Here is a 24404-nt window from a genome sequence, read left to right as displayed (position 1 = left end):
ATGTCCGCCGGTTCCGTATGAGGCGTTTATAGCGAATAGGGCCGGTCCCTTCGCGCCGACCGGTTGCACCCAAGTGGCGGGCGTCGAGCGGTCGGCCGGGGACGGCGGAAGCACTGCCGGAAGAGGGCGCCGGCGGATTCGGCCCGGAGACGGGAGGGGGCGATGCCGGTCTCAGTTGGCCGTGGTGACGGCCGCGTTGGTGACCCGCTCCGCCTTGTCGATCACGTAGACCGGCTTCCCGCGGTAGTCCGCCTGGGCTCCGGAGAATTCGCCGGTGACGAAGACGACGTCCCCATCCTTGAGCGTCGCCAGATCCGGGTGGTCGGCGATCGTGACGCAGCCGACGAGTTCGTCCGTCGCATCGGGAGCGTCGCTGTAGACCAGGGACCAGCACTTGGCCGATTTCTCGTAGCTGATGATCCCCCGCATCCACTTATAGCCGTCGGCGTCGTAGGCAAAGGGACGGACCTCGCCGCTGACCGGAATGACCGGCTTTTCGAGCTTGATGGGCTGCGTGCTCTCGTTGAGCATCTCCTCCGCGAGGGCGGCCCCCGCGGCGGGACTGATGGTGTTGATCGGCATCGGTGTCCGCGCGGCAAACGGATTGCCTCCCCCGAGATCGCCTCCGAGGGGGACCGTCGAGTTCGCCGCCGCCGGAGCGGCAAAGGGAGCTTCCGCGACCATCTCCCGCTGACGCGGCGGCTGGAATGAGGCGCTCGGTTCGCTGGGGAAGGGGACTGGCATGTTGCCGCCCCCCGCCGGCGGACTGTACATCGGCGCGGCGCCGCCGTTCGGTTCCCGGACGGGTTCCAGACGCGTCGATCCGCCCGACGGGGCGAACGTGCCACCGGCCGGGGCCGGGGTGCTGCGATAGGGATCGGGAGTCGGGGCGAGTCCGCCGCCGGGAATCGTGCTTCCGCCTGGGATGGTCGAGCCGGGCGGGTAGGTGCCGGGGACGTAGCTCGGGCCGGGCGTCAGGGTCTGAACCGGGGTCCCGTAGGGCTGCATGTACGGCTGCCCGCCGTAAGTGCCGTAGGGGGAACTATATCCGTACGGATTGGAACCGGGACCATGGCAGCCCATCGGCAGGGCGAGCAGGGCAAGGAGAGACCAGCGGAGGGAGACCATGGTTGACATCCTGTCGGACCAGAGGCCCATGTCGGCCGGGCGGCGGTTTCCTCGCCACGGGCCGAATGGACGGCGCTGCGCACAAAGAGCCTGACAGTGCCAGAACGACTCGTCGGGGCTCCATCCGCGCGGCGAAATCTGCCGGATTGGACCGCCTCCGTTTAAATGTGTCCAGATCGGTTTCGGCGGATGCTGCCGGTCCGCCGCCGCGTTGCCATTTCGCCCCGAATCGCGGCCCCGAGACGAGGCAATCGAACTTGGCAGCCCTCATGACGTTACATATACTCCCGGACCCACTTTGCCTGGTGGTGTAACGGTTAGCACGAATGATTCTGAATCATTTAGTCGGGGTTCGAATCCCTGCCGGGCAATTCTCGTAACGGCGACCGATCTGACGGTCGCCGTTTTCTTTTGCGCGGCGCGAAGCGGCCGACGTTCTGGCAAATCCTTTCCCCGGCTGGACATGAAGCCCGGGACGCCGCGGCTGGACCGTGGCGGTCGGCTCAGTCCGCCCCACCGGTTGCCGATCGCGTTGTCACTCCGCACTCCGTCAGGAACGCCCGCAGTTCCGAGACGTACGCCTGGGCGTTGGCAAACAGGATCGAGTTGTGGTTCCCGTGCGGCAGGAGCGCGAGACGCTTACGGGAACCGCCGGCCCAGGCATGCAGCTTCCGGGCGTGCCACGGCTCGACGAGGACGTCCCCCTCCGAGTGCAGGACGAGGACCGGCCCCTGATACCCGGCCAGCTTTCGCTCGTGATCGAAGTCGCGGGAGAGGGCCTCGGCCAGATCCGTCGGGGTTCGGCCGATCTGCCGCATCCGGTCCTCGAGCCGCCAGAGGGCCGCCAGTTCCGCGATGCCGCTCTCCAGGACAAGGCCCGCCAGATCCGGCAGCCGCCGCGCGAGCTCAATGGTGTAGAGGCTCCCCAATGACCGGCCGAAGGCGACGATCCGGTCGGCCGGCACTCCCATCGCCCGCACGATCTGCTCGCCGTCCGGCAGCATCCCGGTCAGCGTCGGCTCGCCGCCGGAGCCGCCATAGCCGCGGTACTCGGCAAAGCAGACATTGACTCCGGAGTCGATGAACAGGTCCGCCAGCAGCCGATCGCATTCGGCCGCCAGTTCGCCGTTCCCGTGAAAGTAGAGCACCCAGCCAGCGTGCGGGTCGACGGTCTGGACAAAGCAGCCGAGCTCGCACGGTCCGACGTTGATCCACCGCGTCGGCTCCGCGGTCTGCGGCCGCGGATGGAAGGCCCGTTCGGACACCACGGGATGGTCAAGCGGCGAGGGCTCGCTCATATCGTCGGCGGGATCCGCCCCTCCTCAAGGACCGTTCCTCCCGCCAGGCCATCGGCGGTCAGAGAATGGCTCGCAACGTCTCTAGCAGTGTATCGATCTGCGGATCGGTGCCGATCGTAATCCGCAGTCCATCGAGGACGGTCCCGGGCTCCGCGCCGTCGAACCGCATGTACCGCACGAGAATCTTGCGGGCCTTCAGCTGTTCGTAGAGCTCCCGGTGTCCGCCTGAAGGACGCGTCGTCCAGACGAAGTTCGCCTGGCTGTCGACGACCTCGAACCCCAGCCCGCGGAGCGCCGCCGTCAGCCGGCTCCGCGTCGCCAGGATCTTCGCCCGGTTCTGTTTCATCCAGTCCTGGTCGCGGAGGGCCGCCTCGGCTGCCGCCAGCGACAAGGCGTCGCAGTTGTAGCTGTCTTTCACCTTCCGCATCCCGGCGATCAGGTCCGGATGGGCCACGGCGAACCCGAACCGCAGTCCGGCGAGGCTGTAGGACTTGCTGAACGTCCGCGTCGCGATCATCCGCCGCCCGTGGTCCCCCTTCAGAAGCTCCATCTGGTGCGGCTGGTCGGCGAAGTCGCCGTAGGCCTCGTCGAGGATGAGCAGACCCTTCGGCGGGATGAGTCCCAGCATCGTCTCATCCGACCAGCGGTTGCCGGAGGGAGAGTTGGGATTCGGCGAGAAGAGAAGTTTCGTCCGCTCCAGAATGCTCCGCGAGACACCGGGGTTCCACGACCAGTCGGGATTCAACCGGATCCGCTCGTGCCGGGCCCCCTGCAGGTCCGCGAGGGTCTCGTAGAGGATGTAGCTCGGGTACGGATAGGCGATCAGTTCCCCCGGATCGACGAACGTCCGGACGAGGATCGTCAGGATCTCGTCGCTGCCGTTGCCGGGAAGGATCCAGTCCGGATCGAGGCCGAACAACTCGGCGGCCGCCTTGCGGAACGACGTCCCGAGCGGATCGGGATAGATATGGAGCCGCCGGGCCGCAGCCGCCGTCGCCTCCGCCACCTGCGGCGAGGGAGGGTACGGGTTCTCGTTCGTGTTCAGCTTGACCCAGCCCGCGTCCTGGGGCTGTTCGCCGGGAACGTATCCGGCGATGCGATCGACATCCGGGCGAAAGAGCGACACGGCAGAACTGGATGGGAAAAGGGAGGGATTCGGAACAGGACGGATCGACCAACCGCGTCGGGGGGCCGACACGATGTGGAGCCATCGTCAGCGGATTCTGACGCTCACGGCGAAACCCACAACGCTGAGCGTCTACTGCCCGTCGACCACGTTGAACTGGGCGGCGGAGTCGGCCGGTTTCCGGACTTCGAGCTTGAGGAACGGCGAAGCCCGCTTGGCGGTCTCGACCCGCAGGACGATCGAGTGCCGGCCGGGGGTGAGTTCGAGCGGCGTCGACAGGTCGGGATGCTCGTTCCCGTCGACCCAGACGAGAACGCCGTCGGCCGAGTCGAGGGCGACCTCCACCGGACCCGCCTCGACGACGTCGAGTTCGCCCTTCAGGTAAACGAACGCCGATTCGCTGACCCGAGCCGCGTCCGCCAGCGGAAGCTTCCCGCTCGTCGTCGCGTAGATCGGCACCCAGTTGTCGGCGTCGAGGATCCGCACTTTGAAGGTGTTCGTATCCGGGATCTCGGCGCCAAGGGAGTCCGCCTTCGCGAAGACCCGCCACCGCTGCATCCGGGCGGTCGAGCGGACCTCATACTCGCCGGGCCGTCCCAGCATCGACAGGAACTTGACGAGGTCGATGATCTCCCCCTTCGTCATCAGCGAGGGGAGTCCCTTCGGCATCAGCGACTTTCCCTCGATCTCCTCGTCGATGTCGGCGAGGGGAATCGCGATCTCCCGGCCGTCGGCGTTCTTAAGCTTCAGCTCCGAGTCGCTCCGGTCGGCGACGATCCCGCTGAACGTCTGCCCGTCGACGGTGATGACGGTCTTGGAGATGTAGGCCTCCTTGATCGCCTGGTCGGGATCGAACACGGAATGGACGAGGTACTCCATGGGCGAACTCGCACCGATCCCGCTCAGGTCCGGCCCCACCTGCCCCCCCGCCTTGCTGACGGCGTGGCACTTCATGCAGCTCAGATCGCTCCGGCGGAACACCTGCTCTCCCCGGCCGGCATCGCCGTGCTTCTCGACTTCGGCCATCAGGGCAGCCGCTTCGTCCTTGGAGAGAGGCTTCGGATTCGTCTCGATCCCCGCCAGCTTGCCGAGGACCGCCTGGAGACCGGCATCGCTCCGGCCGACGGCATACATGTGCCGCAGGCAGAGCTTGGCGGTGTCGGTCGAAGGGGGCCGCGACTCGAGCGCCGCGGCGAGCTTCTCCGGCCCCCCCTGTCGTCCCAGGAACGCATCCATCAGCCGGGCGGGATCGTCCCGTTCTTTTGCCGAAAGAAGGACGTCGGTTGCCAGCTTGACCGCGGCATCGAGGTCCTGCTGGGCGAGGGCCGCGACAGCCAGGCTCCGCACCGCGAACGGCTGGTCGGCGGCAGTCAGCGCGACGGTCGTCTTCTTCGAGAACTCGGGCCCCAGCGCCGTGAGCGACGCCAGCGCCGCCTCGCGGAGAGCGGTCGAGGAATCGGTTGCGACCGCCAGATCGTGGAGCGGGCCGGCCGCGCTCGTCACCTTCCACAGGCCGGCGAGCCGGATCGCCGCCAGCTGGAGCTTCGAGTTCTGGGCCTTGCCGGGAGCCAGGAGCGTCGCGATTCCGTCGCGATGGTCCGCCGGCTGGAGCTTGCGGGTCGTGGCGGCGGTCGCCAAGCCTTCGAGCATCTGGACCTTGACCGCCGGAGCGAACTTGTCCGAGGTCAGGACCTGATCGAGCAGGAACGCGAGGTCGTGCTCGTTCCCCCGCTCGCCGATCATCTTGATGATCGTTCCGAGGTTCTTCTCCGGCACCCGCCCGCTCTGGAGGAGCTTCAGAACGGAGCCGACCGCGCTCGGAGGGGCATCCGCCCCGCGGAGGCTCATCGGGAGGAGGAGGGCGAACGCCAGGGTCAACGCAAAAGCACGCATTCGTCACAAACCAATCCGGCGCCGGGCCTCGCTGCCGATCGCCACGGAAATTCTGCCGCCGGTTCCTCCCGCACTTCGCAGGGAGAGAGTCCGCCGGGCGGAGCAAACCATCGTTTCTACCGTACCGCCCCCCGGAATTCTATCGCCCGGCGTCCGAAGCGGGTGGGGAGGGCGTACCCGTCGGCAGCGACACGCCCGCCGGCAGTTCCCCCGGCCCGCCGAGGCCGTTCCGGTGCCGGTAGATCCGGCAGCCCATCGAGTTCAGCTCGAAGACGCGGCACGTCGAAGGCCGCCACTCATAGAAGCGGCAGCCGCGGGACTCGGGATCGAACCACACGCAGGTCCGGTCGCTCCCCGTCTCCCCCGCGTCGCGGCGAACGAGAAAGTCATCGAGAAGCCGCAGCGCCTCGGCCGGCAGCGATTGAAGCCGTTCCCAGTCCTCGGCGAACGACGGATCCTGCGCAAAGTCCGGCCGGGTCCGGAGGGCGACATAATCCGGCGGCGCCTCCTGCTCGAGACAGCACGCCCCGCACCCATCGCACGATTCGATGACGGGAAGCCCCTCGACGGGATCAGTGAACGGCACGGGCGGGACGCAGGAGGAGAGAGGAGTTGAACACCAAGACACCAAGGAGGCACGAAGATCACAAAGAAGAGGGAGATTGAGAAGGGCTGTGACGTTCCTCGCTGAGCCAGACAGGGAGCCATTCGTTCACGAACGCCCGACGGTCCAGCGGTCTCGGCTTCACCTTTCTCCTCTTCGTGTCCTTGGTGCCTCCTTGGTGTCTTGGTGTTTAACCTTCTAAGCCGACCGAGGAACCTGCACGTGCTGCCCGCACTTGGAGCAGTTCAGCATCCGGCCGCGGTAGCTCGACTGGACCCGCAGGTTCTTGCCGCACTCGGGGCAGGCGAAGCTGATGACCTCGTGCGTGTCAGTCGCGCCCAGGTGATGCTTCGCCCACAGGGCATTCGCGACGTCGTGAATGGACTTCACGAGTTCGTCGGGATCGTACGGCTTGGTCATGTAGCCGTCCGCGCCGACCCGCCGCGCCAGATCGCGGGAGTCGTCCATGTCGATCGCCGTGAGCATCATCACCGGGATCGTGTCCGACTGGGACTTCATCCATTCGCAGATCTCGAAGCCCGAGACCTCGTGCGGCAGGATCACGTCCATCAGGACGAAGTCCGGCTTGTGCATCGTGAACGCGGCCCGCGCCTGGCCGCCGTCGCGGGCCAGATCGACCGCGAATTTCTTCTGTCCCAGGAACGTCTTGAGGAAGTCCGCTTCGGCCCGGTCGTCTTCCACGACGAGGATCCGGTTCACAATGACTTCGGTAATTGCGTGCGACGACATGACGTGAGTCCGCGGAGCGCAATGGGGGTGCGGAGGGCGTCTTCAGAATAGCGTCGCTCCGAATCGCGTCCTATCGGAGATTGCGCGCTGCCCGTTTTTTTGCGGCGGGGACCCCCTCCGGGTTGGTTCGTCTGCGAAATAATCGGCCCTTCGCCGCTTCGGTTTTCCGGGACTCGGCCGGGATGCGGGCCGTTTGACTTGTGAACTCCATTTGCACGCTCATCATGCGGAGCACACCGCCGGCCGCCGGTGTCCGTCTCCCCCTCGATTTGCGTGCATGTCCCAGCCGCTGAACATCGCCGACCGTCTGCGAAACTCCGCCCGCCAGTGGCCCACGGCGCGGGCCGTCGTCTGCCCCGCCGGCCGGGACTGGATGGGGCGGCGGACCTATTCGCAGTTCACGTTCGCCCAGCTCGACCAGGAGAGCGACCGCATCGCCCGCGGCCTGAAGGACTGGGGGGTCCCGGCCGGTTCGCGGCTCGTCCTGATGGTCCGCCCGAGCCTGGAGTTCATCGCCCTGACGTTCGGCCTGTTCAAGGCCGGGATGGTGATGGTCCTCGTCGACCCCGGGATGGGGAAGACGAACATCCTTCACTGCCTGGAAGAGGTCGATCCGCAGGGCTTCGTGGCGATTCCGGTCGTTCACGCGATCCGGATGTGGAACTGGCGGCGGTTTCCGAACGCCCGCTGGAACGTCTCCGTCGGTCCGCGGGTCCCCGGGGCGATGAAGTCGTATTGCGCCCTCCTCGGCCGCGAGTGGAGTCGAACGCCGATCGCCGAGACCCGCTCCACCGATCCCGCGGCAATCATCTTCACCAGCGGCAGCACCGGCGCGCCGAAGGGGGTCCAGTTCGAGCACGGGATGTTCAACGCCCAGGTCGACCTGATCCGGGACTTCTACAACATTCAGCCGGGCGAAGTGGACCTCCCGGGTTTTCCGCCGTTCGCCCTGTTCAACGCGGCGATGGGCGTGACGACCGTCATCCCCGACATGGACCCGACGCGCCCGGCGCAGGTCGATCCGCTCAAGATCCTGGAGGCGATCCGCGACAACGGCGTGACGCAGTCCTTCGGCTCGCCCGCCTTCTGGAACCGGATCGGCCGCTACTGCGACGAGCATGGCATCAAGCTCCCGACGATCCGCCGCGGCCTTTCGGCGGGGGGCCCGGTCCCGAACCACGTCCTCGACCGGATGACCCGGACCTTCAGCCGCGAGGGGGCAGACCTCCACACCCCCTACGGAGCGACCGAGAGCCTCCCGGTCGCCTCGATTGGCGGGAACGAAGTCCTGCACCGCACCGCCTTCCGCACCCGCGAAGGGGGGGGAACCTGTGTCGGCCGCGTCTTCCCGGGGATCGACGCCCGGATCATCGCCGAGACCGCAGGCCCCATCGGCTCCATCGAGGAAGCACGGATTCTCCCTCCGGGCCAGATCGGCGAGATCATCGTCCGCGGCCCGTCCGTGACGCGCGAATACTTCCAGCGTCCCGAGGCAACGCGGCTGGCGAAGATCCCCGACGGCGACCGCTTCTGGCACCGGATCGGCGATGTGGGCTATCTGGACGACGAAGGGCTCCTCTGGTTCTGCGGCCGGAAGGCACACATCGTCGAGACGGACGGAGGAAAGATGTACTCCGTCTGCTGCGAGGCGATCTTCGAGAACCATCCCGACGTCTATCGCTGCGCCCTGGTCGGGATCGGTCCCAAGCCGCATCAACTGCCGGTGATCGTCGTTGAGCCGGAACCCGGACAGTTCCCCCGCGACCCGGCCGCCACAGAGACCTTCGCGCGCGAACTGTTGGAGCTGGGCAAGGCGAACCCGCTGACCGCTTCCATCGACAAGTTCCTGTTCCACGAATCGCTCCCCGTCGATACGCGGCATAACGTCAAAATCAACCGCGAGTTGCTGGCCCAGTGGGCCGAGACGCAGCGGGCGAAAATGGGTCTCTGACGGCCATCTTCCCGATGGATCTTGGCCCCGCCGCGACCGCTGTTTCGACAAGTCTTCCGCGGGGTTGACCGTTTTTCCTCTCTTACGAACAATCCCCCGACCTGTTTGAAGGGGGGAGGCCGCTGCGCAAATCCTCTTCATTCAAGGGAGTCAGCCCTTCGGCTTGACGGCGTGACCGGACAACTGCCGGAGACAGATCACGCGATGGAACAGGGAGAGCACGCCGGACGTGACGGACACGGGCGTGTCTCAGAGAAGGATCAGCCTCAATGGACCCGTTGCGAATGGCACGAACCTCTCCGATGGAGACGCAGAACAGCGGGGACTACACCCGCACGCGGCAGATGACAATCGGGGACCTGCTGCTGGAAAACCGGATCATCTTTCTGGACGGGCCGATCCATGACGCGATGGCCAACCTGATCGTCATGAAGATGCTGTTCCTCCAGACGGAGAACCGGCGCCAGGACATCCTTCTGTACGTGAATTCGCCCGGCGGCTCGGTCACGGCGACCCTGGCGATTTACGATACGATGCGGTTCCTGGAGTGCGACGTCGCGACCTACTGCGTCGGGCTCGCCGCGAGCGGCGCGGCGGTGCTTGTCGCTGGCGGGACCAAGGGGAAGCGGTTCATTCTTCCGCACGCCAAGATGATGATCCACCAGCCCTACGGGCAGGTGGGCGGGCAGGTCTCCGATATCGAGATCCAAGCCCAGGAAATCATCGATACCCGCGAAGTCCTCAACAAGATCCTCTCCGAGCACACCGGGCAGCCGATCGAACGGATCGCCAAGGACACCGAGCGCGACCGCTATCTGCACGCCCTGCAGTCCAAGGAATACGGCCTCGTCGACGAGATCGTCACCCGGCCCGAGAAGAAGAAGGTCTAGGGACGAGGGACCAGGGCGGGGGATTCTCCCTCCTGGTCTCCTCGAATGTTGCGTGCTGTTTGTTCCCTCTTGCCCCTAGCCCCTAATCCCTAGACCCTCGACCAAACCATGACCACTCTCGTTCCCTACGTCATCGAAAAGTCCGGCCGCGAAGAGCGGGCCATGGACATCTACAGCCGGCTCCTCAAGGACCGGATCATCTTCCTGGGGAGCCAGGTCACCGACCAGGTCTCCAACGCCATCGTGGCCCAGCTGCTCTTCCTGCAGTTCGACGACCCGAAGGCGGACATCCACATGTACATCAACTCGCCGGGGGGCTCGGTTACCGCCGGTCTCGCGATGTACGACACGATGCAGTACATCACCTGCGACGTGGCGACCTACTGCATCGGCCAGGCGGCCAGCATGGGAGCCTTGCTGCTGACCGCCGGAGCCCCGGGCAAGCGGCATTCTCTGCCGAACTCCCGGATCATGATCCACCAGCCCCTCGCGGGGATGGAAGGGACCGCTCTCGAGCTTGAGATCCATGCCAAGGAGCTCATCAAGATGAAGCGGAAACTCAATGAAATCATGATCAAGCACACGGGAAAGACCGTGGAGCAGATCGAAAAGGACACCGACCGCGACAACTTCATGTCCGCCGAGGAAGCGGTGGAATACAAGCTCATCGACAAGGTCCTGGACCGCCTTCCGCACCCGCTGCCGGGCGCCCAGGCGTAGTTGCTCTTTGCCCGTTTCAGAAAACCTGAGACACTTCGGGGGCTATCGTTCTTCGGAACGAGGCCCCCGATTCGTTTCCAGACCGCGAGGATGGCGTTCTGATGATTGGCGGCAGGACAGGGACGTCCGCACAGCGCAGCGATCGCGACCGGCGACGCTCCGCGCCCGTATGGCTGGTGCTGACCTCCGCCGCGCTCGCGTCCGCCGCTCTCTCCTCCTCCGGCTGCGCCAGCCGCGGCAACGTCGAAGCGCTCGAAGCCCAGCTTCGCCAGACCCAGGACAGCCTGCGGCACTCCGAGCAGCGGATGGCCAAGGTCCAGTCAGAACTCGACCTCGCCCACCGCGAGAAGGAAGTTCTTCGGCAGCAGATGACGGCCGCCAACGGCCCTTCGTCCAGCGGCCTCCCGGAACAGACACAGGCTCTGGCCCGGATCTCCGGCCTCTCGATCAACAGGCTCATGTCCGGCGGCAAGGACCAGGACGGCGATCAGGCCGATGAAGCCCTCCAGCTCATCGTCGCCCCGCACGACGCCGACGGCGACCTCGTGAAGGTCGCCGGCCAGATGGAGATCGAGGCCTACGACATGTCCCGCACGGGCGAGGACAAGCGGGTCGGCCGCTGGGTCTTCGACTCCGGCGAGGCCCGCAAGCACTGGCACAGCGGCTTCCTGAGCTCCGGCTTCCAGTTTCATCTCCCCTGGGAACAGACCCCGGGCGGGAAGGAAATCCTCGTCCACGCCCGGCTCGTGACGTCCGACGGCCGCCAGTTCGACACGAACCAGACGATCAACGTCCGCCCCGGCCTCGCCGCCGCCCCGGGCCGGATTGTCCCTCCCGCTCAACTTCAGCAGGTGAGCCAGGCGAAGCTTGCGCCGCTGTCTGCCATGCCCCGCCGTTCGCGGGTCACAACGCCGGACGAAGTTCAGACAGTCTCGGTCGAGGCCGGTCCCGTGAGCGTCGGCCGCGCCCAGCTCGACTTCCTCGAGGACGTCACGGTCGAGGACATCGACGCCAAGCCCGCTCTCGGCGCGAAGCCCTCCCCCTGGGCCAGTAAAGACACGTCTCCGACCGCCGCGCCTGAAGGCGACGCCCGTCCGGTCCCGCCGCCGCGCGACGTCGAGCCGGATCCGGCTCCGGCCGCGCCCCCTTCGACCGCCCCCTGGAAGAAGGCCCCTGCCGAAGCCTCCGCCCCTCCCAGGGTCGCCCCTGCGAAGGACGCCAAGCCGCTTGCCCCCGTCGGCGAGACCCGCCCCTTCCCGCGCGGTCTCTCGACGACCTCCGATAACTGGACCGACGAAACGATCCCGGTCCTCCGCTGATGGCCGTTGGAGTTCACGCTTCAGCGCGCCGCTCCCCGTGCCCGCCCACCAGGGTCCGCCCTGAACCGGGTGCATTCGCTGGATGGTGGTCGGTCAACGAGGGAGGGGTCACTTGTCCCGCTGTCTCGAACCGCGTCCTTGCCGGCGCGACTCTGCTCGCTCAATCCCAACGTGCCACGGCCACTGGGGGTCAAGGGGGGCAACCCCCTTGCCGCCGGAGGCAGTCCTGTGAGGAACCGCTGTAAGCAACGGACGTCCCCTTTGTGTTCCAGCATTGAGGACTCCATCACATTACACCGCTCGCTCTGGGATCCCAGCGGTTTGGTGAGGGGGCATACGACACGCTGTCCGAGCTTGGATATTCACTCCTTCAGACATCTCTCGACGGCCAGGCCTCCGGCGGGCAAAGGGGCGTTGCCCCTCTGCACTCCCCACCAGGGGTGCCCCTGGACCCGGTAAAGAGCTGGTGGGGTTGCTCAGCGACGTTGGAACGATCACCCTGCGTTGATGCGTCGCGCTCGGTCGTCCGGTGTTACTGAGGAGTCGTTCGTGCATCCGTCATCCCGCTTCCAACTCAACCGTCGTTCCCTCCTGCTCTCCGGAGCCGGCGCCGTCTCCGCCGCCCTCCTCCCCGGAACGAAGGCCCAGGGAGCCGAAGCGGCCAAACCAACCATCGTCCTCCCCCCCGTCGGCAAGCGGATCCTGATCTCCTGCAAGCTCGGGATGATCGCCAAGAAAGACGGCGACCGGGCGCTGAACCTGGTCGAACGCCTCAAGATGGCCGGCGACGCCGGATTCGACGGCGTCGACTTCGACGAAGCCGGCTCCTTCACCCCCGAAGAAGCCCGCGCCGCGGTCCAGGAGTCCGGGGTCTTCTGCCACAACGCCATCAACCACGCCCACTGGCAGCAGCGGCTGACGAGCGCCAAGGAAGAGGAGCGGGCCAAAGGGGTCGCCAACATCGAGCACTGCATCCGCGTCGCCCACGCCATCGGCGGCAGCGGCGTCCTGATCGTCATCGGCCGCGGTGACGACGGTCCCGCCGACGAGATCGACGAACGGGCTCGCACGGAAATCAAAAAGCTCCTCCCCCTCGCCGCCGCTCTCGGCCAGCCGATCCTGTTCGAAAACGTCTGGAACAAGATGCACTACGACCACGACTCTCCCCCCGAGCAGTCGCCGGAGCGGTTCATCAAGTTCGTCGACAGCTTCAACAGCCCGTGGGTCGGGATGTACTACGACATCGGCAACCACTGGAAGTACGGCCAGCCGCGGGAATGGCTGCGAGCCTTCGGTCACCGGGCGGTCAAGCTCGACGTCAAAGGCTTCAGCCGGGCCAAGAGCAAGTTCGTCGACATCACCTCGGAAGAAGATGACCTCCCCTGGAACGAAGTCCGGGAAGGGCTCCAGGAGATTGGCTTCACCGGCTGGACCACGGCCGAAGTCGGCGGCGGCGGCCTCGAACGGCTAACGACCGTCCGCAAGCAGATGCAGAAGGCTTTCGGCCTGACATCGCCGGAGCCCTCTCTCTAGATCTCTGATCTGTGTCCATCCGTGTTCATCTGTGGCTGATCCCTTCGGATTCGCCGCAGATGACCGCGGGATGTGGCGTTCTCGCCGAGCGAGGCGGCAACCTCGCCTCACCCATACATCTGCGCCAGATCGCGGATCGCCTCGAGCGCCTCTTCCAGCTCCGGGACTTGGACGCCGGCCTCCCGTCCCCCCCGGTCGCACCGCGCCAGGGTCACGAGCTCCTCGTAGTCCGGATGCTCCCGCAACCGTCGGTGCGCCCGGGCTCCGATCGTCCCATCGAGAATCTTCTGGGCCTCCATGTGGTGTTCGATGAACCACTTTGTCCGGTCCGTAATGAACCCGTCGAGCGCCTGAAGCCCCGACTGGACGTGGTCCTCCGGATCGATCGCCTTCCCGATGTCGTGCAGCAGCGCCGCCAGCAGGAACTCCTCGTCGTACGGCAGCTCGTCAGCAGCGAGGTCATACACCTGCAGGCTGTGGTAGAGCGCGTCCCCCTCGGGGTGATACTTCCGGTGCTGCTTCACCGACGCCAGCGGAACGAGCAGCGCGCGGTACATCTCGAACCGATCGAGCTGCCCCTCGACCTCATCGAGCCCGTCGAGCGCAATGTCCGGGTACGTCTCTTTCAGAAACTCCTCGAACTCCGGCAGGCTCGCCCGTTCGATGGCCTTCCCGGTAATGGAACTCTTGAAGACGTACCCCAGCTTGTCCGGCGAATACACGGTCAGCTCGGTCTCGAACTCCCCCGCCACATGGACGTGGGTGTAGAGCGCCTCCTCGCCGTTCTTGCGGATGTGCTTGTGCGAGACCTCATAGGAGAGCCCCGCCTCGTCGAGCGCCCCGGCGATCGCCTCGACCGTGCTGGCGAAGACGTGCAGGTCGATGTCGCTCCCCTGCCGGATATGCCCGGTCAGGACGCTCCCGATCAGCCGCGGCCGGTACTTGTGCAGGAGCCGCATCATCCGCAGTGCGGCGAGCCGCATGTCGCGGAGTTTGTCGAACCGCGACTCCCCTTCGTACAGCGCCGCGAATCGCAGGATCTCGTCCCGGATCTCGGCGTTGGACGGCAGATCGCGGGTCTTGACCCAGCCGCCGCAGATTTTCTTGCCTGCCCGCATCTTGGCCCGAAAATATTCGGATTCCTGGCGGGTATACATCAGCCGGGCGGCCTCGAACACGATCTGCCGCCGCAGTTTCTCATTCGTCATCTCAATGCGTCTCGGAGGACGCAGGGATCGAGGAAGTTGGCGAAAGTATAGCACTTCGCGTTCACGTTGGAACGGCCGATTTCGTAGCAGCCAGCGTCCCGCTGGACCGGGTGGCCGTGGCACACGGGGTGACGCAATGGAAGTCTGGTCGGCAAGAACACGAGTCCGCCAGGGAACAACAAGCCGTTCGCAGAGCTGGATCTCCGCTCCGCGCCTCGGCGGGCTTCTCCCGGCCCTCGCCTTCACGGCACTCCTGCTGAGCTCAAGGCCGTCCGCCGCCGCGGACTGGCCCTCCTACCGCGGCCCGAACCTCGACGGCATTGTCCCGGGCGAAACCATCCCCTCCACGTGGCCGTCGGGCGGGCCTCCGATCGTCTGGAACCGCTACCTGGGACAGGGCTATTCCAGCATCACGATCGTCAACGGCCGGGGATACACCCTCTACCAGTCCGCCTTCCAGCAGCATCTGTTGTGCTTCGACATCCGCGGCGGCGAAACGCTGTGGGAGACCTCGTTCGGTCCGACGTACGAGCAGCTCGGACTCTACCCCGGCCCCCGCTCCACCCCCGCCGCGGCCGACGGCAAGCTGCTCTTCGTCTCCCCTGACACCGTCCTGCACTGTGCCGACATCCGCAACGGGCGCGAGCTCTGGACGGTCGACCTCGGAGAGAAGTTCCAGGGGAAGGGGACCGAGTTCGGTTACTCCGCCTCCCCGCTCGTCCGCGGCAGGAAGGTGATCGTCCCGGTTGGCGGAGAGGGGGCCGCGGTCGTCGCCTTCGACCTCGCCAGCGGAGAGGTGGTCTGGAAATCCGGGTCGGTCCAGGCGAGCTACGCCTCCTGCCTCCCGATCCGCCTCGAAGGCCGCGACCTGATCGCCACTTCGATGCGGAACCACCTCCTCCTCCACGATCCCGACACCGGCCGGATCCTGCTGCAGCACCAGATCTCGGAGGGATACGACGAACACTCCATCCCGCCGCTCTACGCCGAGCCGATCCTGATCGTCGCCGCCCCGTTCCGGGCCGGCGCCACGGCGCTGACGCTCTCCATCAAGCCGGGTGACGATCCCCAGCCGGCCAACTGGAGCCTCCGCGGGGACCATCGCTGGCACACCCGCGCGTTCTCCAATGACGTCGCCGCGAGCGTCATCGTCGACGGCGCGCTCTACGGCTTTGACCTCCGGGACCAGCAGGCCAAAGCCCACCGCCCCTCGCGCGGCACCTTCCGCTGCCTCGACGTGTCGTCGGGCGAAGTCCTCTGGTCCTCCGAGCTCCCCGGGCACGCGGGGGTCCTCGCCGCCGATGGAAAGCTGATCCTGTTCAACGACGCCGGCGAGCTGATCCTCCTCCGCGCCGATCGCACCCGATACGTCGAGCTTGGCCGAACCACGGTCTTTCAGGACGAGATCTGCTGGACCGCCCCCGCTCTCAGCGGCGGCCGTCTCTACCTGCGAACCCAGTCCCGCCTCGCCGCCGTCGACCTCGCGCAGCATTCCACTTCACAGACATCCTCCCGGGCCACCACGGCCGCGGCCCCCTCTCCGAGACCCGTATGGAGTCGGTTCCGCCTCGGAACGTTCCTCGGCGGCGAGCGAGAACACCCTTTCATGCGCCCGGAGCGAGACGAGCTGTGGGACTGGTACCGGGCCTCGGTCCTGTTCGTCTGGCTGCCCGCCTCAGTCCTCGCGATGCTGGCCCGTCTCTGCCGTCGCAAGTCCCCTTTCAGTGCCACGGATCCGCCGGCCGAAGCGGATCTCTCCGCCAACCGCTCGACCCCCGGCTTGACGGAACCGCTCCTCTGGATCGTTCTCGGCCTGTCGGTCACGCCGATCCTCAACGTCCGCCAGGAAGCGTTCACCTTCACCTGGCCCGCCGCCCTCTACGGCGGTCTCCTGCTCGTCGTCGCCGCGAACCGCTGCTCCAGCGGACTCCTCCGCCGCGCATGCGATCTCGGCTTCCTGGGCCTCTGCCTCTTCTACTTCGCCGCGCTGCGGTCGCAGAGCCTGCCCCACGAGTGGGCTTTCCTCCTCGGCCTGATTCCCGCCGCCCCGTTCGCCTGGCTCTGGGCCCGTCTCGACCGCTCAACGCGAACTGGCAGAATTCTCAGCCCGCTGGCAACGCTCGCGGGATTCACGGCCCTCTTCTGCGCGGCACCGCTCTGGCCCTACCTCCACTGACAGCGCACAAGGGGGCGGGGGGGCGGGTCGAAATCGGTCAGGGGGCCGCGGGAGCAGGCCCCGGTCCCGCCGGGCGCGGCGTCCCGGACGCGGGCCGAGTCTTCGTCCGCTTCTCCGCCGGAACCAGCCGGTCGAGGATCCCGTTCACGAACTGCGGCGACTGATCGTTGCCGAACTTCCGCGCCAGCTCAATCGCCTCGTTGAGGACCACCGGGTGCGGCGTCTCGGTCTGGAGAAGCTCGAACGCCCCCAGCCGGAGGACGTTGCGGTCGGTCGCCGCCATCCGGGAGAGCGACCAGTTCTCGGCGACGGCCGTGATCTTCTCATCCAGCATGTCGCGGAACTTGAGAACGCCGCCAAAGAGCTGCTTGGCGAAGTTCGCGGTCTTCTCGTCGCCGATCTGCTCGTCGATCATCCCAAAGACCGTCGGCGTCGCCACATCAGGGTTCAGGTCCACCTGATACAGCATCTGGACGACGACTTCCCGGGCTTTGCTGCGACGCGACATGCGAACGAAATCTCACGGTCTCCCCCCGCACTGGGGCCTCCGGCACTCTCGCCGGGCCCACGGGGAACACGCCATTCTAGCGACTTCGCGAGGCGCCCGCATGCCGCTTTTGCCAAACTCGGCCCCGCGGGCCTCGACACGCATCGCCGCTCACCCGGCCGGAGACTCGGGCCGGGCATTGTGCGTCGTGACGTCGAGGTCCTCGACCAGCCCCCGCCGCCGCAGGGACCGGGCCACCAGCCCGCACGCGAGGGCCCACGCCATCCCCGCCGCCCAGCCGGCCAGGACGTCAGTCGGATAGTGGACGCCCATATAGACCCGGCTGCACCCCACCAGAAACGTCATCAGGAGGGCGACGATGAAGAAGTACGCCTTGAGACGCAGGGAGTCGACAAACTGCCCCAGCAGCAGCCCCAGCGTCAGAAATACGGCGGACGACATCATGGCGTGTCCGCTGGGGAAGGAGCTGGTGTGGACGATCGACAGATGGGGGACGAGCTGCGGCCGCGGGCGATCGAAGAACGATTTCAGAACGAGACTGACGACCGTCCCCCCCAACGTTGATCCCACGACGAGCGCCATCGCCGCATACATCCGCTGCAGCCACAGAAATCCGGCCACGATCGCCGTCAGAAGGAACAGGAACCCGACGCCCCCCAGCGCCGTGACATCCCGCCCCATTTCGGAAAGCCATGCCGGTCCGATCGGGACGGCCGGATCATTCGCCCGGCGGAGGGCCTGCACTGCCCACTCATCAAAGCGGAGGGTCTCCCCCTCGCTGACCGCATCCGCGATCCAGATGAAGAACAGGACCGCGCCCACGACCGCCATCGCCGTCGCCAGCACATTGAATTCGTACTGACCGAGATGCTCGATCGCTTTCCGGATCCCCCGCGCGACGGGGGACAGGACACCTCGAAGCGAGGGACGCGGCGGCGGCGGATCGTCAATCGGCAAGGGAACGCTCAAGGATCGGGAAACACAAGCGAGCGATCTTCTGCCAACCCGCCCCTGCCATCAAGGCGAATCCCCCACCGTCCGAGACGCGCCGAACGCTCCCGCGCGCCGATCGACTTCCGAGTTCCGCCGACGGCTCAGACGCCGCGTCCCGGGAGGGCGAGGCTCCAGCCGAGCCGCAACGGTGGCACCCGCGGCCGATCCCCCCTCGACACGGCGCCGGGGATCCCCCTCTCTCCGCGTCTTCTCGGTGTCCTCCGTTCTTCGGTGTTTCAAAACTCTTCGGGGGGAAGAAAACACAGAGGCACAGAGATCACGGAGAAGTGAGGGGGCACTCAACGCCGAGTCGCGCTCGCCCTGGACCTACTGGGCGAGTGACATCGAGTCGCGCAATGAACCCCCGTCCCCTGGGCCCGCCTTCCGACATTCCCTCGAACACCGCACTCGCCGGACGGACTCCGCGACCTCAAACCCATCGTGCCACGGCAGCCCGGTCCAGCGGGACGCTGGTGGCTTTAGCGGAAGTTAAGGCCTTGGAAGTGTTTAAAAGGCCGTTCACCAGCGTCCCGCAGCGTGCTAGGATGGCCCAACGCGGGAAACTGAACACGCCATTCAGGCAGGTCTCCGTCCCGCCGCACCGCCGCCACCTCCCCGTCGCCGGGCGGCCACAGATCACCTATGCAACAGCGAGAAAAACTCCTGCTGGCCGGACTGCTCACAGTCGGCGGCCTCTGGTTCGCCAAGGACACGTTCAAAGCCCTCTTTGTCACCCCGCTTTCGGAACGGGCCGAGCAGATTACCTCGCTGACTCAGGAAGTGAGCGACAAGGGGGTGAGCGAAGTCCAGCTGATGAAGGCTCAGGCCCGCCTCAAAGGCTACAAGCGGCAAAGCCTCCCCCCCAACCCGCAGGACGCCCACCGCCTTTACCTGGAATGGATCACGGACATCGCCCAGATCGCCGGGCTCTCCGACCTCAAGATCACCATCAACAGCCAGCAGGCGGTCGAAAACACCTTCGTCACCATCCCGGTCACCATCGTCGGTGAAGCGACGACGGAGCAGGTCCTCCGCTTCGTCCGGCTTTTTGAGTCGGCCGACCTCCTGCACCGCCTCGCCAAGTTCCACGCCGTCAGTCCCAGCAGCGACGGCGATCCCCGGCTGACCGTCACGATCGGTGCCGAAGGCCTGGCGATGCGGGATGCCAAACCCCGCTCGCGGCTTTTTCCGCTGGCCACGCTCGCATCCGACCTCGACGCCCGGGGAACGACGCTGCAGGTGTCGGACGCCAAAGAGTTCACGCTGAAGCCGCCGTTCCTGGTCCGGTCCGGCCATGAGTTCCTCCACGTGACGGCCGTCGAAGGCAACACCTGGACGGTCGAACGGGGCGTCGATCAGACGATCGCGCAGGAGCACATCGAAGGCTCCTCGGTGGAATTGTTTCCGATCCGGCCGCCGTCGCAGGACGGGGAAGACCCCCGTTCGATCCTCGCCCGGCTCGGCGCGGGGCGGTTCTTCGCCAAGCCGCAGCCCCCGGTGGTCTACCGCCCGCGGTTTGCGTCGATCTCCGACCAGCGGGCCACTCGCGGCGTCCCGTACACGTACACTTTCAAGGTCGAAGGCTGGAACCCCGCCTTCGGCAAGCCGGTCTTCGAACTGGGCGACGGCACACCGGAAGGGATGAAGCTCGACCCGGCGACCGGAGCCGTGACCTGGACCCCGCCGACGACGCTGAAGCTCGGCCCGGTTGCCCTCACCGCGGTGGCCCGCCCGTCGAACAACAACGGCGATCCGATCTCGACCAAGTTCACCCTCGAAGTCCGTCCGGACAACCACGCCCCCACGCTGGTGGTCCCCCAGGCGGTCACGGTCTACCTCGGACGGAACGCGACGATCGAGCTCAAGGGAGCGGACGTCGACCTGCCGGACGATCGGCTGACCTACGCCTTCGAAGGGGACGCCCCCGCCGGTGCCCGGATCGACTCCCGGACGGGACGCATCGACTGGCTCGCTCCGCCGGAAACCGAGCTCGGGAGCAAGACGTTTAACGTGGCCGTCTCGGACAACGGCGATCCGGCGCTCAAAGCGACCGCTGTCCTGAACGTGAAGTTCGAGGACGATGCCGCCGCCTACACCTATCTCGTCGGCTGCCTGGCCGAGGGAGACGGGAAAGGGGAGGCGATCCTCCACGATCGGACCACCAATCAGACCCTCCGCCTGCATCCCGGCGACCTGATCCGCCGGGCGGACCTGGAACTGGTCGTGCTGAACGTCCAGCCGGGGGACATGGTCTTCGCCAGCGGACCGGACGTGTTCCGTCTCGATTTCGGGAAGCCGCTGCGGCAGGCGGAACGTCTCCCCCCGCCTCGCCAGCCCGCACCGAGCACTCCCGCTCCGGCGGCCGCGGTCTCCTCGCCGACGGCGGCGGAACCGGGCAGCGGCACGCCCAAGTGATCGCCGGCCGGGCCGATCGACCTCCGGGGGATTGAACTATTCCCCCCCGGTGAAACAATGCGGGAACGAACCCCCTCCGGGAACCTGTTTCCCGCATCGTCCCCGAAAAGCCTGTGATGAGTGATCTTTCCACCTCCACGCATTCTGTCGACGCCGCGCTGGAGGCCCTGCGGGCGGGCAAAATGGTGATCGTTCTCGACGCCCAGGAGCGGGAGAACGAGGGGGATCTGATCTGCGCCGCGCAGTCGATCACGCCCGAGCAGGTCAATTTCATGCTGCGACAGGGGGCCGGCGTCCTCTGCGCCCCGCTGACGACGGAAGTCGCGGCCCGGCTCCAGCTCACGCCGATCGTCGAGCAGGACCGGAATACCTCGGCCCATCAGACCCCGTTCCTGATCCCGGTCGACCACGCGAACAGCGGGACCGGCGTGAGCGCCCTCTCCCGCGCGATGACGCTGACGAGCCTTGCCCATCCGCGGTCGGTTGCCGATGACTTCGTCCGTCCCGGACACATCAACCCGCTGCTCGCCCGCGACGGCGGCGTCCTCCGCCGCGCCGGCCACACGGAAGCGACGGTGGACCTCATGCGGCTCGCCGGGCTGACGCCGGTCGGCTGCCTGATCGAGATCTGCAGCCAGCGCGGCGACGGGATGGCGGATATCGACGAGCTGCGGGAGTTCTCCGCCAAGCACTCGATCCCGATGATCTCAATCGCCGACATCATCCAGTACCGGCGGACGCGGGAGCGGCTGATCCACCGCGAGGCGGACGTGCCGATCCCGACGGAGCTCTACGGCACGCCGCGGTTCATCGCCTACGGGGTGGAGCACGACGACCAGGAGCCGCTGGCCCTCGTCTGGGGGGACCTGACGTCGGTCGAGGCCCCGCTCGTCCGGATGCACTCCTCCTGCTTCACCGGCGACATCCTCGGCTCGCTCCGCTGCGACTGCGGCGACCAGCTCCACATGGCGATGTCGATGATCACGGAGGAAGGAACCGGCGCCGTCGTCTACCTGCCGCAGGAAGGGCGGGGGATCGGCCTCGTCTCGAAGCTCAAGGCGTACCAGCTCCAGGACCAGGGGCTCGACACCGTCGAGGCGAACCACCGGCTCGGGTTCAAGGCGGACCTCCGGGACTACATGGTGGGCCTGCAGATCCTCAAGGACCTGGGTTTGTCGAAGGTCCGGATCCTGACGAACAACCCCAAGAAGACCGAAGCCTTCGAGCAGTGGGTCGACCTCAAGGTGGTCGGCCAGGTTCCGATCGTCGCGCCGTCGAATCCGCATCGCGACCGCTACATGGAGACGAAGCGGCAGAAGATGGGACACCTGTTGCCCCCTGCCTCCGGTTCGCCCCCGTGCTGTGGCGGAGGACACGCCGGGCCGGAGTCCGGTGATCCGGCGAAGTAGAGGACCTGTTCGTTGTCGCACGGCGCCGAGACATTCCTACCGCCGCCAGGATCAGCGGGCTGACGCCCGCCGCCCGCCCGAGATCGTCATTGAGTTCCCCGCCATGACCGCGCCGTCCCGAGAGGTATCGACCGCCGTCAACGGGCTCTTGGTGCTCGGCGTCGGGGCGATCTTTGTGGGAATTCCGGCGGTCGTGATCGGGCTGTTCCAGTCGCCTCGCGTCGCAATGGCCGGCGCCGGATACGCGGTCCTCGGGACGTTTTCCGCGCTCTCTGCCCGGGCGCTTCATCGGCGGCTCAACGTCCGGTTCGGCATCGTGGTCGTCCTGCTGTTTCTCGGGGCCATGGCGATACGGTTCGCGTTCTACCCCGTGCTGTTTCCGCTGGCGCTGATCGAGGGAGTCCTCGGCCTCCTGGCCTTCGTCTCCCTGCTGCAACTGACCTCCCTGCTCCGCCTCACCTCGGCCGATTCCTCCTCCCATGAATAATGTCGTCCTGGCCATGACCGGCGCCAGCGGAGCCGTCTACGGAGTCCGCCTGCTCGAAGTCTTGTTGGCGGCGGGGCGGAACGTGCACCTCGTCATCAGTCCCGCGGCGACGCAGGTGCTGGCTCACGAGCTCGGCCTGAAGGTCGATCTCGATCATTTTGTGCCGGAGCAGCTTCTTCCCGATCCGCACGCCCAGGTCGATCCCCAGCTGCAGCTCCTCCGGTCGCGAAGCGGCCCGCAGGCAAGCTCCATCTTCAGCGATTCCGACGTGCAGCCGGGCCGGCTGACGTACCACCGCTACCAGGACTACAACGCCGGCATCGCCAGCGGGTCGTTCCCCACGGCCGGCATGGTCGTCTGCCCCTGTTCGATGGGGACCCTCGCGTGCCTCGCCAACGGGATGTCGCAGAACCTGATTCACCGGGCGGCGGATGTCCATCTCAAGGAGCGACGGAAGCTGATCGTCGTCCCCCGCGAGACGCCGCTCGGGAGCATCCAGCTCGAAAACATGAAGCGTCTTGTCGACGCCGGCGCGGTCGTGCTCCCCGCGATGCCGGCGTTCTATCACCAGCCGCTGACGATCCATGACCTGATCGATTTCGTTGTGAGCCGGATCTGTGACCAGCTCGGCGTTCCGGTTGACCTCGTCAAGCGCTGGGGCCAGCCGTGAACGCGCCGTCGGACGCGCCTCCGCCGGCCAACATCGGAGTGAAGGCCGCCGCCCAACCGGCCGGTGGAGTGTGGTCCCGCTGGTCTTCGCGGCTGATCGGTCTGTTTACGCTGGCGCTCATCGTCTCCACCTGGCCGATGTGGTGGGCTTCCGGCGATTACCCGTGCATCCTGTTCTTCGACGTTCTGCAGAGCGTTCCGCGAAGCGTCGATCGCGTGCTGGCCGTTGGTCTGTGTGCGTCCGCGGCGGTGCTGGTGCTGGGCGGCTCCCGCTGCGGGCGTTTTGCCTGGGGCGGATACCTCATCGCCCTGGGAGGCTTGTGCCTCCTCGACCAACACCGCTTCCAACCGTGGGCCTGGCTCTTCTGGCTGGAAGCGGCGGCCATCGCGAGCCTCGGCCCCCGGCAATCGCAGCCCGCGATCCGGTGGCTCGTCATCAGTCTTTACGTCTGGTCGGCGGCATCCAAACTCGACGTCTCATTCCTTCAAGAACGCGGTCCGTGGCTGCTGGGGGGGCTCCTGCAGGGCCTGGGGCTCGAGCCGGCGATGATTCCAGCGGCCAAGCTCCAGCGACTGGCGTGGCTCCTGCCGATCGGCGAACTCGTGACCGCCGCCGCTCTCTCGGTCCCTTCCACGCGCCGCTACGGCGTGTGGCTCGCGACCGCCCTGCACACCGCCCTCCTCATCGCCCTCGGTCCACTCGGGCACAACCACCATGCGGGCGTCCTGCTCTGGAACCTGTTCTTTCTCTGCCAGAATCCGATTCTCTTCGGTTCTCGGCTGGATGATCGGGCCGCGGACCAGGACCGAGGGGTGAGCATCGCGACCGTCGTTGGCCGGGGTCTGCTGTTCACCGCCATCGTGGCGCCGGCGCTGGAGCCGCTCGGTCTCTACGATCACTGGCCCGCCTGGTCGGTCTACTCGGATCGGCCCGAGATCGTGCGGGTTTCGATTCGCGATCAGGACCGGGACCATCTCCCCGCCGGGCTGACGGCATCCCCGCCCGCCCCTCTCTCGGACTGGTGCGACATCCGGTGGGATGACTGGAGCTTTCGCACCCGTCGCTGTCCGGTCTATCCCCAGGGCCGCTACCGCCTCGCCCTCGCCCGGTGGCTGGCGGGCCGCCTTCCGGCCGGCACTCCGGTCCGCGTGCTCGTGGAATCGACGCCGGACCGATGGACTGGAAAGCGAGCGCGGGTCGAGTTTCCGGACAGGGAAGCCCTCGAAAACGCTCTCAAACGCTTCTGGTTAGGAACAGCAAGCCGCTGACCGCGCGGGCCTTTGCGAATTCCGCCCGCCGAATGTCGATCTGGAGAAGCGGGGGAAA

Annotated in this window: 20 protein-coding genes and 1 tRNA gene; 12 read left to right on the top strand and 9 right to left on the bottom strand. The window is 66.6% G+C overall.

Annotation, left to right across the window (positions count from 1 at the left end; all coding sequences use genetic code 11):
* Positions 1-171: 171 nt before the first annotated feature.
* Positions 172-1128: a hypothetical protein gene (locus VT03_RS04325; protein WP_156514281.1), complete on the bottom strand. Its 957-nt coding sequence runs from the start codon at positions 1126-1128 to the stop codon at positions 172-174.
* A 299-nt stretch (positions 1129-1427) separates the two neighbouring features.
* On the opposite strand from VT03_RS04325, the gene VT03_RS04320 reads away from it, so the two are divergent.
* Positions 1428-1499: transfer RNA gene (locus VT03_RS04320), tRNA-Gln, on the top strand.
* Positions 1500-1631: 132 nt separating this feature from the next.
* Here VT03_RS04320 and VT03_RS04315 read toward each other — a convergent pair.
* From VT03_RS04315 to VT03_RS04295, 5 genes are all read right to left on the bottom strand, one after another.
* Entirely contained in the window at positions 1632-2426 is a 795-nt protein-coding gene (locus VT03_RS04315; RefSeq protein ID WP_075091853.1) for an alpha/beta hydrolase, read from the bottom strand.
* A gap of 58 nt (positions 2427-2484) precedes the next feature.
* Positions 2485-3552 (bottom strand): histidinol-phosphate transaminase, encoded by a 1068-nt coding sequence (gene hisC, locus VT03_RS04310; protein ID WP_075091852.1) that lies wholly within the window; start codon positions 3550-3552, stop codon positions 2485-2487.
* A gap of 132 nt (positions 3553-3684) precedes the next feature.
* Positions 3685-5445 carry a c-type cytochrome gene (locus VT03_RS04305; RefSeq protein WP_082845925.1) on the bottom strand — a complete coding sequence of 587 codons (1761 nt, stop codon included), beginning with the start codon at positions 5443-5445 and terminating at the stop codon, positions 3685-3687.
* A gap of 139 nt (positions 5446-5584) precedes the next feature.
* Positions 5585-6031, bottom strand: coding sequence for a YkgJ family cysteine cluster protein (locus tag VT03_RS04300; RefSeq protein ID WP_075091850.1), 447 nt, complete (start codon positions 6029-6031; stop codon positions 5585-5587).
* Between the two features lie 216 nt (positions 6032-6247).
* The gene (locus VT03_RS04295; protein WP_075091849.1) at positions 6248-6799 is read right to left on the bottom strand and encodes a response regulator transcription factor; all 552 of its coding nucleotides are present in this window, start codon (positions 6797-6799) and stop codon (positions 6248-6250) included.
* A gap of 277 nt (positions 6800-7076) precedes the next feature.
* Here VT03_RS04295 and VT03_RS04290 point away from each other — a divergent pair, with 277 nt between their 5' ends.
* From VT03_RS04290 to VT03_RS04270, 5 genes are all read left to right on the top strand, one after another.
* Entirely contained in the window at positions 7077-8750 is a 1674-nt protein-coding gene (locus VT03_RS04290) for a fatty acid CoA ligase family protein (RefSeq protein ID WP_075091848.1), read from the top strand.
* A gap of 284 nt (positions 8751-9034) precedes the next feature.
* Positions 9035-9640 (top strand): ClpP family protease, encoded by a 606-nt coding sequence (locus VT03_RS04285; protein WP_075091847.1) that lies wholly within the window; start codon positions 9035-9037, stop codon positions 9638-9640.
* A 108-nt stretch (positions 9641-9748) separates the two neighbouring features.
* Positions 9749-10360 carry an ATP-dependent Clp protease proteolytic subunit gene (locus tag VT03_RS04280; protein WP_075091846.1) on the top strand — a complete coding sequence of 204 codons (612 nt, stop codon included), beginning with the start codon at positions 9749-9751 and terminating at the stop codon, positions 10358-10360.
* A 176-nt stretch (positions 10361-10536) separates the two neighbouring features.
* On the top strand, positions 10537-11679 hold the full coding sequence (locus VT03_RS04275) for a hypothetical protein (RefSeq protein WP_075091845.1): 1143 nt from the start codon (positions 10537-10539) through the stop codon (positions 11677-11679).
* A gap of 549 nt (positions 11680-12228) precedes the next feature.
* Entirely contained in the window at positions 12229-13212 is a 984-nt protein-coding gene (locus tag VT03_RS04270) for a sugar phosphate isomerase/epimerase family protein (RefSeq protein ID WP_075091844.1), read from the top strand.
* Between the two features lie 107 nt (positions 13213-13319).
* Here the strand turns inward: VT03_RS04270 and VT03_RS04265 are convergent, their stop codons facing one another.
* On the bottom strand, positions 13320-14420 hold the full coding sequence (locus tag VT03_RS04265) for an HD domain-containing protein (RefSeq protein WP_075091843.1): 1101 nt from the start codon (positions 14418-14420) through the stop codon (positions 13320-13322).
* Positions 14421-14556: 136 nt separating this feature from the next.
* On the opposite strand from VT03_RS04265, the gene VT03_RS04260 reads away from it, so the two are divergent.
* Positions 14557-16596 carry a PQQ-binding-like beta-propeller repeat protein gene (locus tag VT03_RS04260; protein ID WP_075091842.1) on the top strand — a complete coding sequence of 680 codons (2040 nt, stop codon included), beginning with the start codon at positions 14557-14559 and terminating at the stop codon, positions 16594-16596.
* A 37-nt stretch (positions 16597-16633) separates the two neighbouring features.
* On the opposite strand, the gene nusB is transcribed toward VT03_RS04260, so the two are convergent.
* Together nusB and VT03_RS04250 are read right to left on the bottom strand one after the other, a co-directional pair.
* Positions 16634-17104: a transcription antitermination factor NusB gene (nusB, locus tag VT03_RS04255; RefSeq protein WP_075091841.1), complete on the bottom strand. Its 471-nt coding sequence runs from the start codon at positions 17102-17104 to the stop codon at positions 16634-16636.
* Positions 17105-17254: 150 nt separating this feature from the next.
* Positions 17255-18061 (bottom strand): phosphatase PAP2 family protein, encoded by an 807-nt coding sequence (locus VT03_RS04250; protein ID WP_156514280.1) that lies wholly within the window; start codon positions 18059-18061, stop codon positions 17255-17257.
* Between the two features lie 678 nt (positions 18062-18739).
* Between VT03_RS04250 and VT03_RS04245 the strand changes: the two genes are divergently transcribed.
* The 5 genes from VT03_RS04245 to VT03_RS04225 all read left to right on the top strand — a co-directional run bounded on the left by VT03_RS04245 (position 18740) and on the right by VT03_RS04225 (position 24346).
* Positions 18740-20512 (top strand): putative Ig domain-containing protein, encoded by a 1773-nt coding sequence (locus tag VT03_RS04245; protein WP_075091840.1) that lies wholly within the window; start codon positions 18740-18742, stop codon positions 20510-20512.
* Between the two features lie 116 nt (positions 20513-20628).
* Complete coding sequence (locus VT03_RS04240; protein WP_075091839.1) at positions 20629-21921, top strand: bifunctional 3,4-dihydroxy-2-butanone-4-phosphate synthase/GTP cyclohydrolase II; 1293 nt, start codon at positions 20629-20631, stop codon at positions 21919-21921.
* A gap of 103 nt (positions 21922-22024) precedes the next feature.
* A complete protein-coding gene (locus VT03_RS04235; protein ID WP_075091838.1) occupies positions 22025-22408 on the top strand; it encodes a hypothetical protein in 384 nt (127 codons plus the stop codon).
* Positions 22401-23078: a UbiX family flavin prenyltransferase gene (locus VT03_RS04230; RefSeq protein WP_075091837.1), complete on the top strand. Its 678-nt coding sequence runs from the start codon at positions 22401-22403 to the stop codon at positions 23076-23078. Before VT03_RS04235 ends, VT03_RS04230 begins: the two co-directional genes overlap by 8 nt.
* Positions 23075-24346, top strand: coding sequence for a MauE/DoxX family redox-associated membrane protein (locus VT03_RS04225; RefSeq protein WP_075091836.1), 1272 nt, complete (start codon positions 23075-23077; stop codon positions 24344-24346). The genes VT03_RS04230 and VT03_RS04225 overlap by 4 nt, the downstream gene beginning before the upstream one ends.
* Positions 24347-24404 lie beyond the last annotated feature (58 nt).

Origin of the sequence: Planctomyces sp. SH-PL14, assembly GCF_001610835.1 — a bacterium.
Classification (GTDB): Bacteria; Planctomycetota; Planctomycetia; order Planctomycetales; family Planctomycetaceae; genus Planctomyces_A.
The sequence above is the reverse complement of the archived record's forward strand: the minus strand, read 5'-3'. Positions and strand labels throughout refer to the sequence as shown.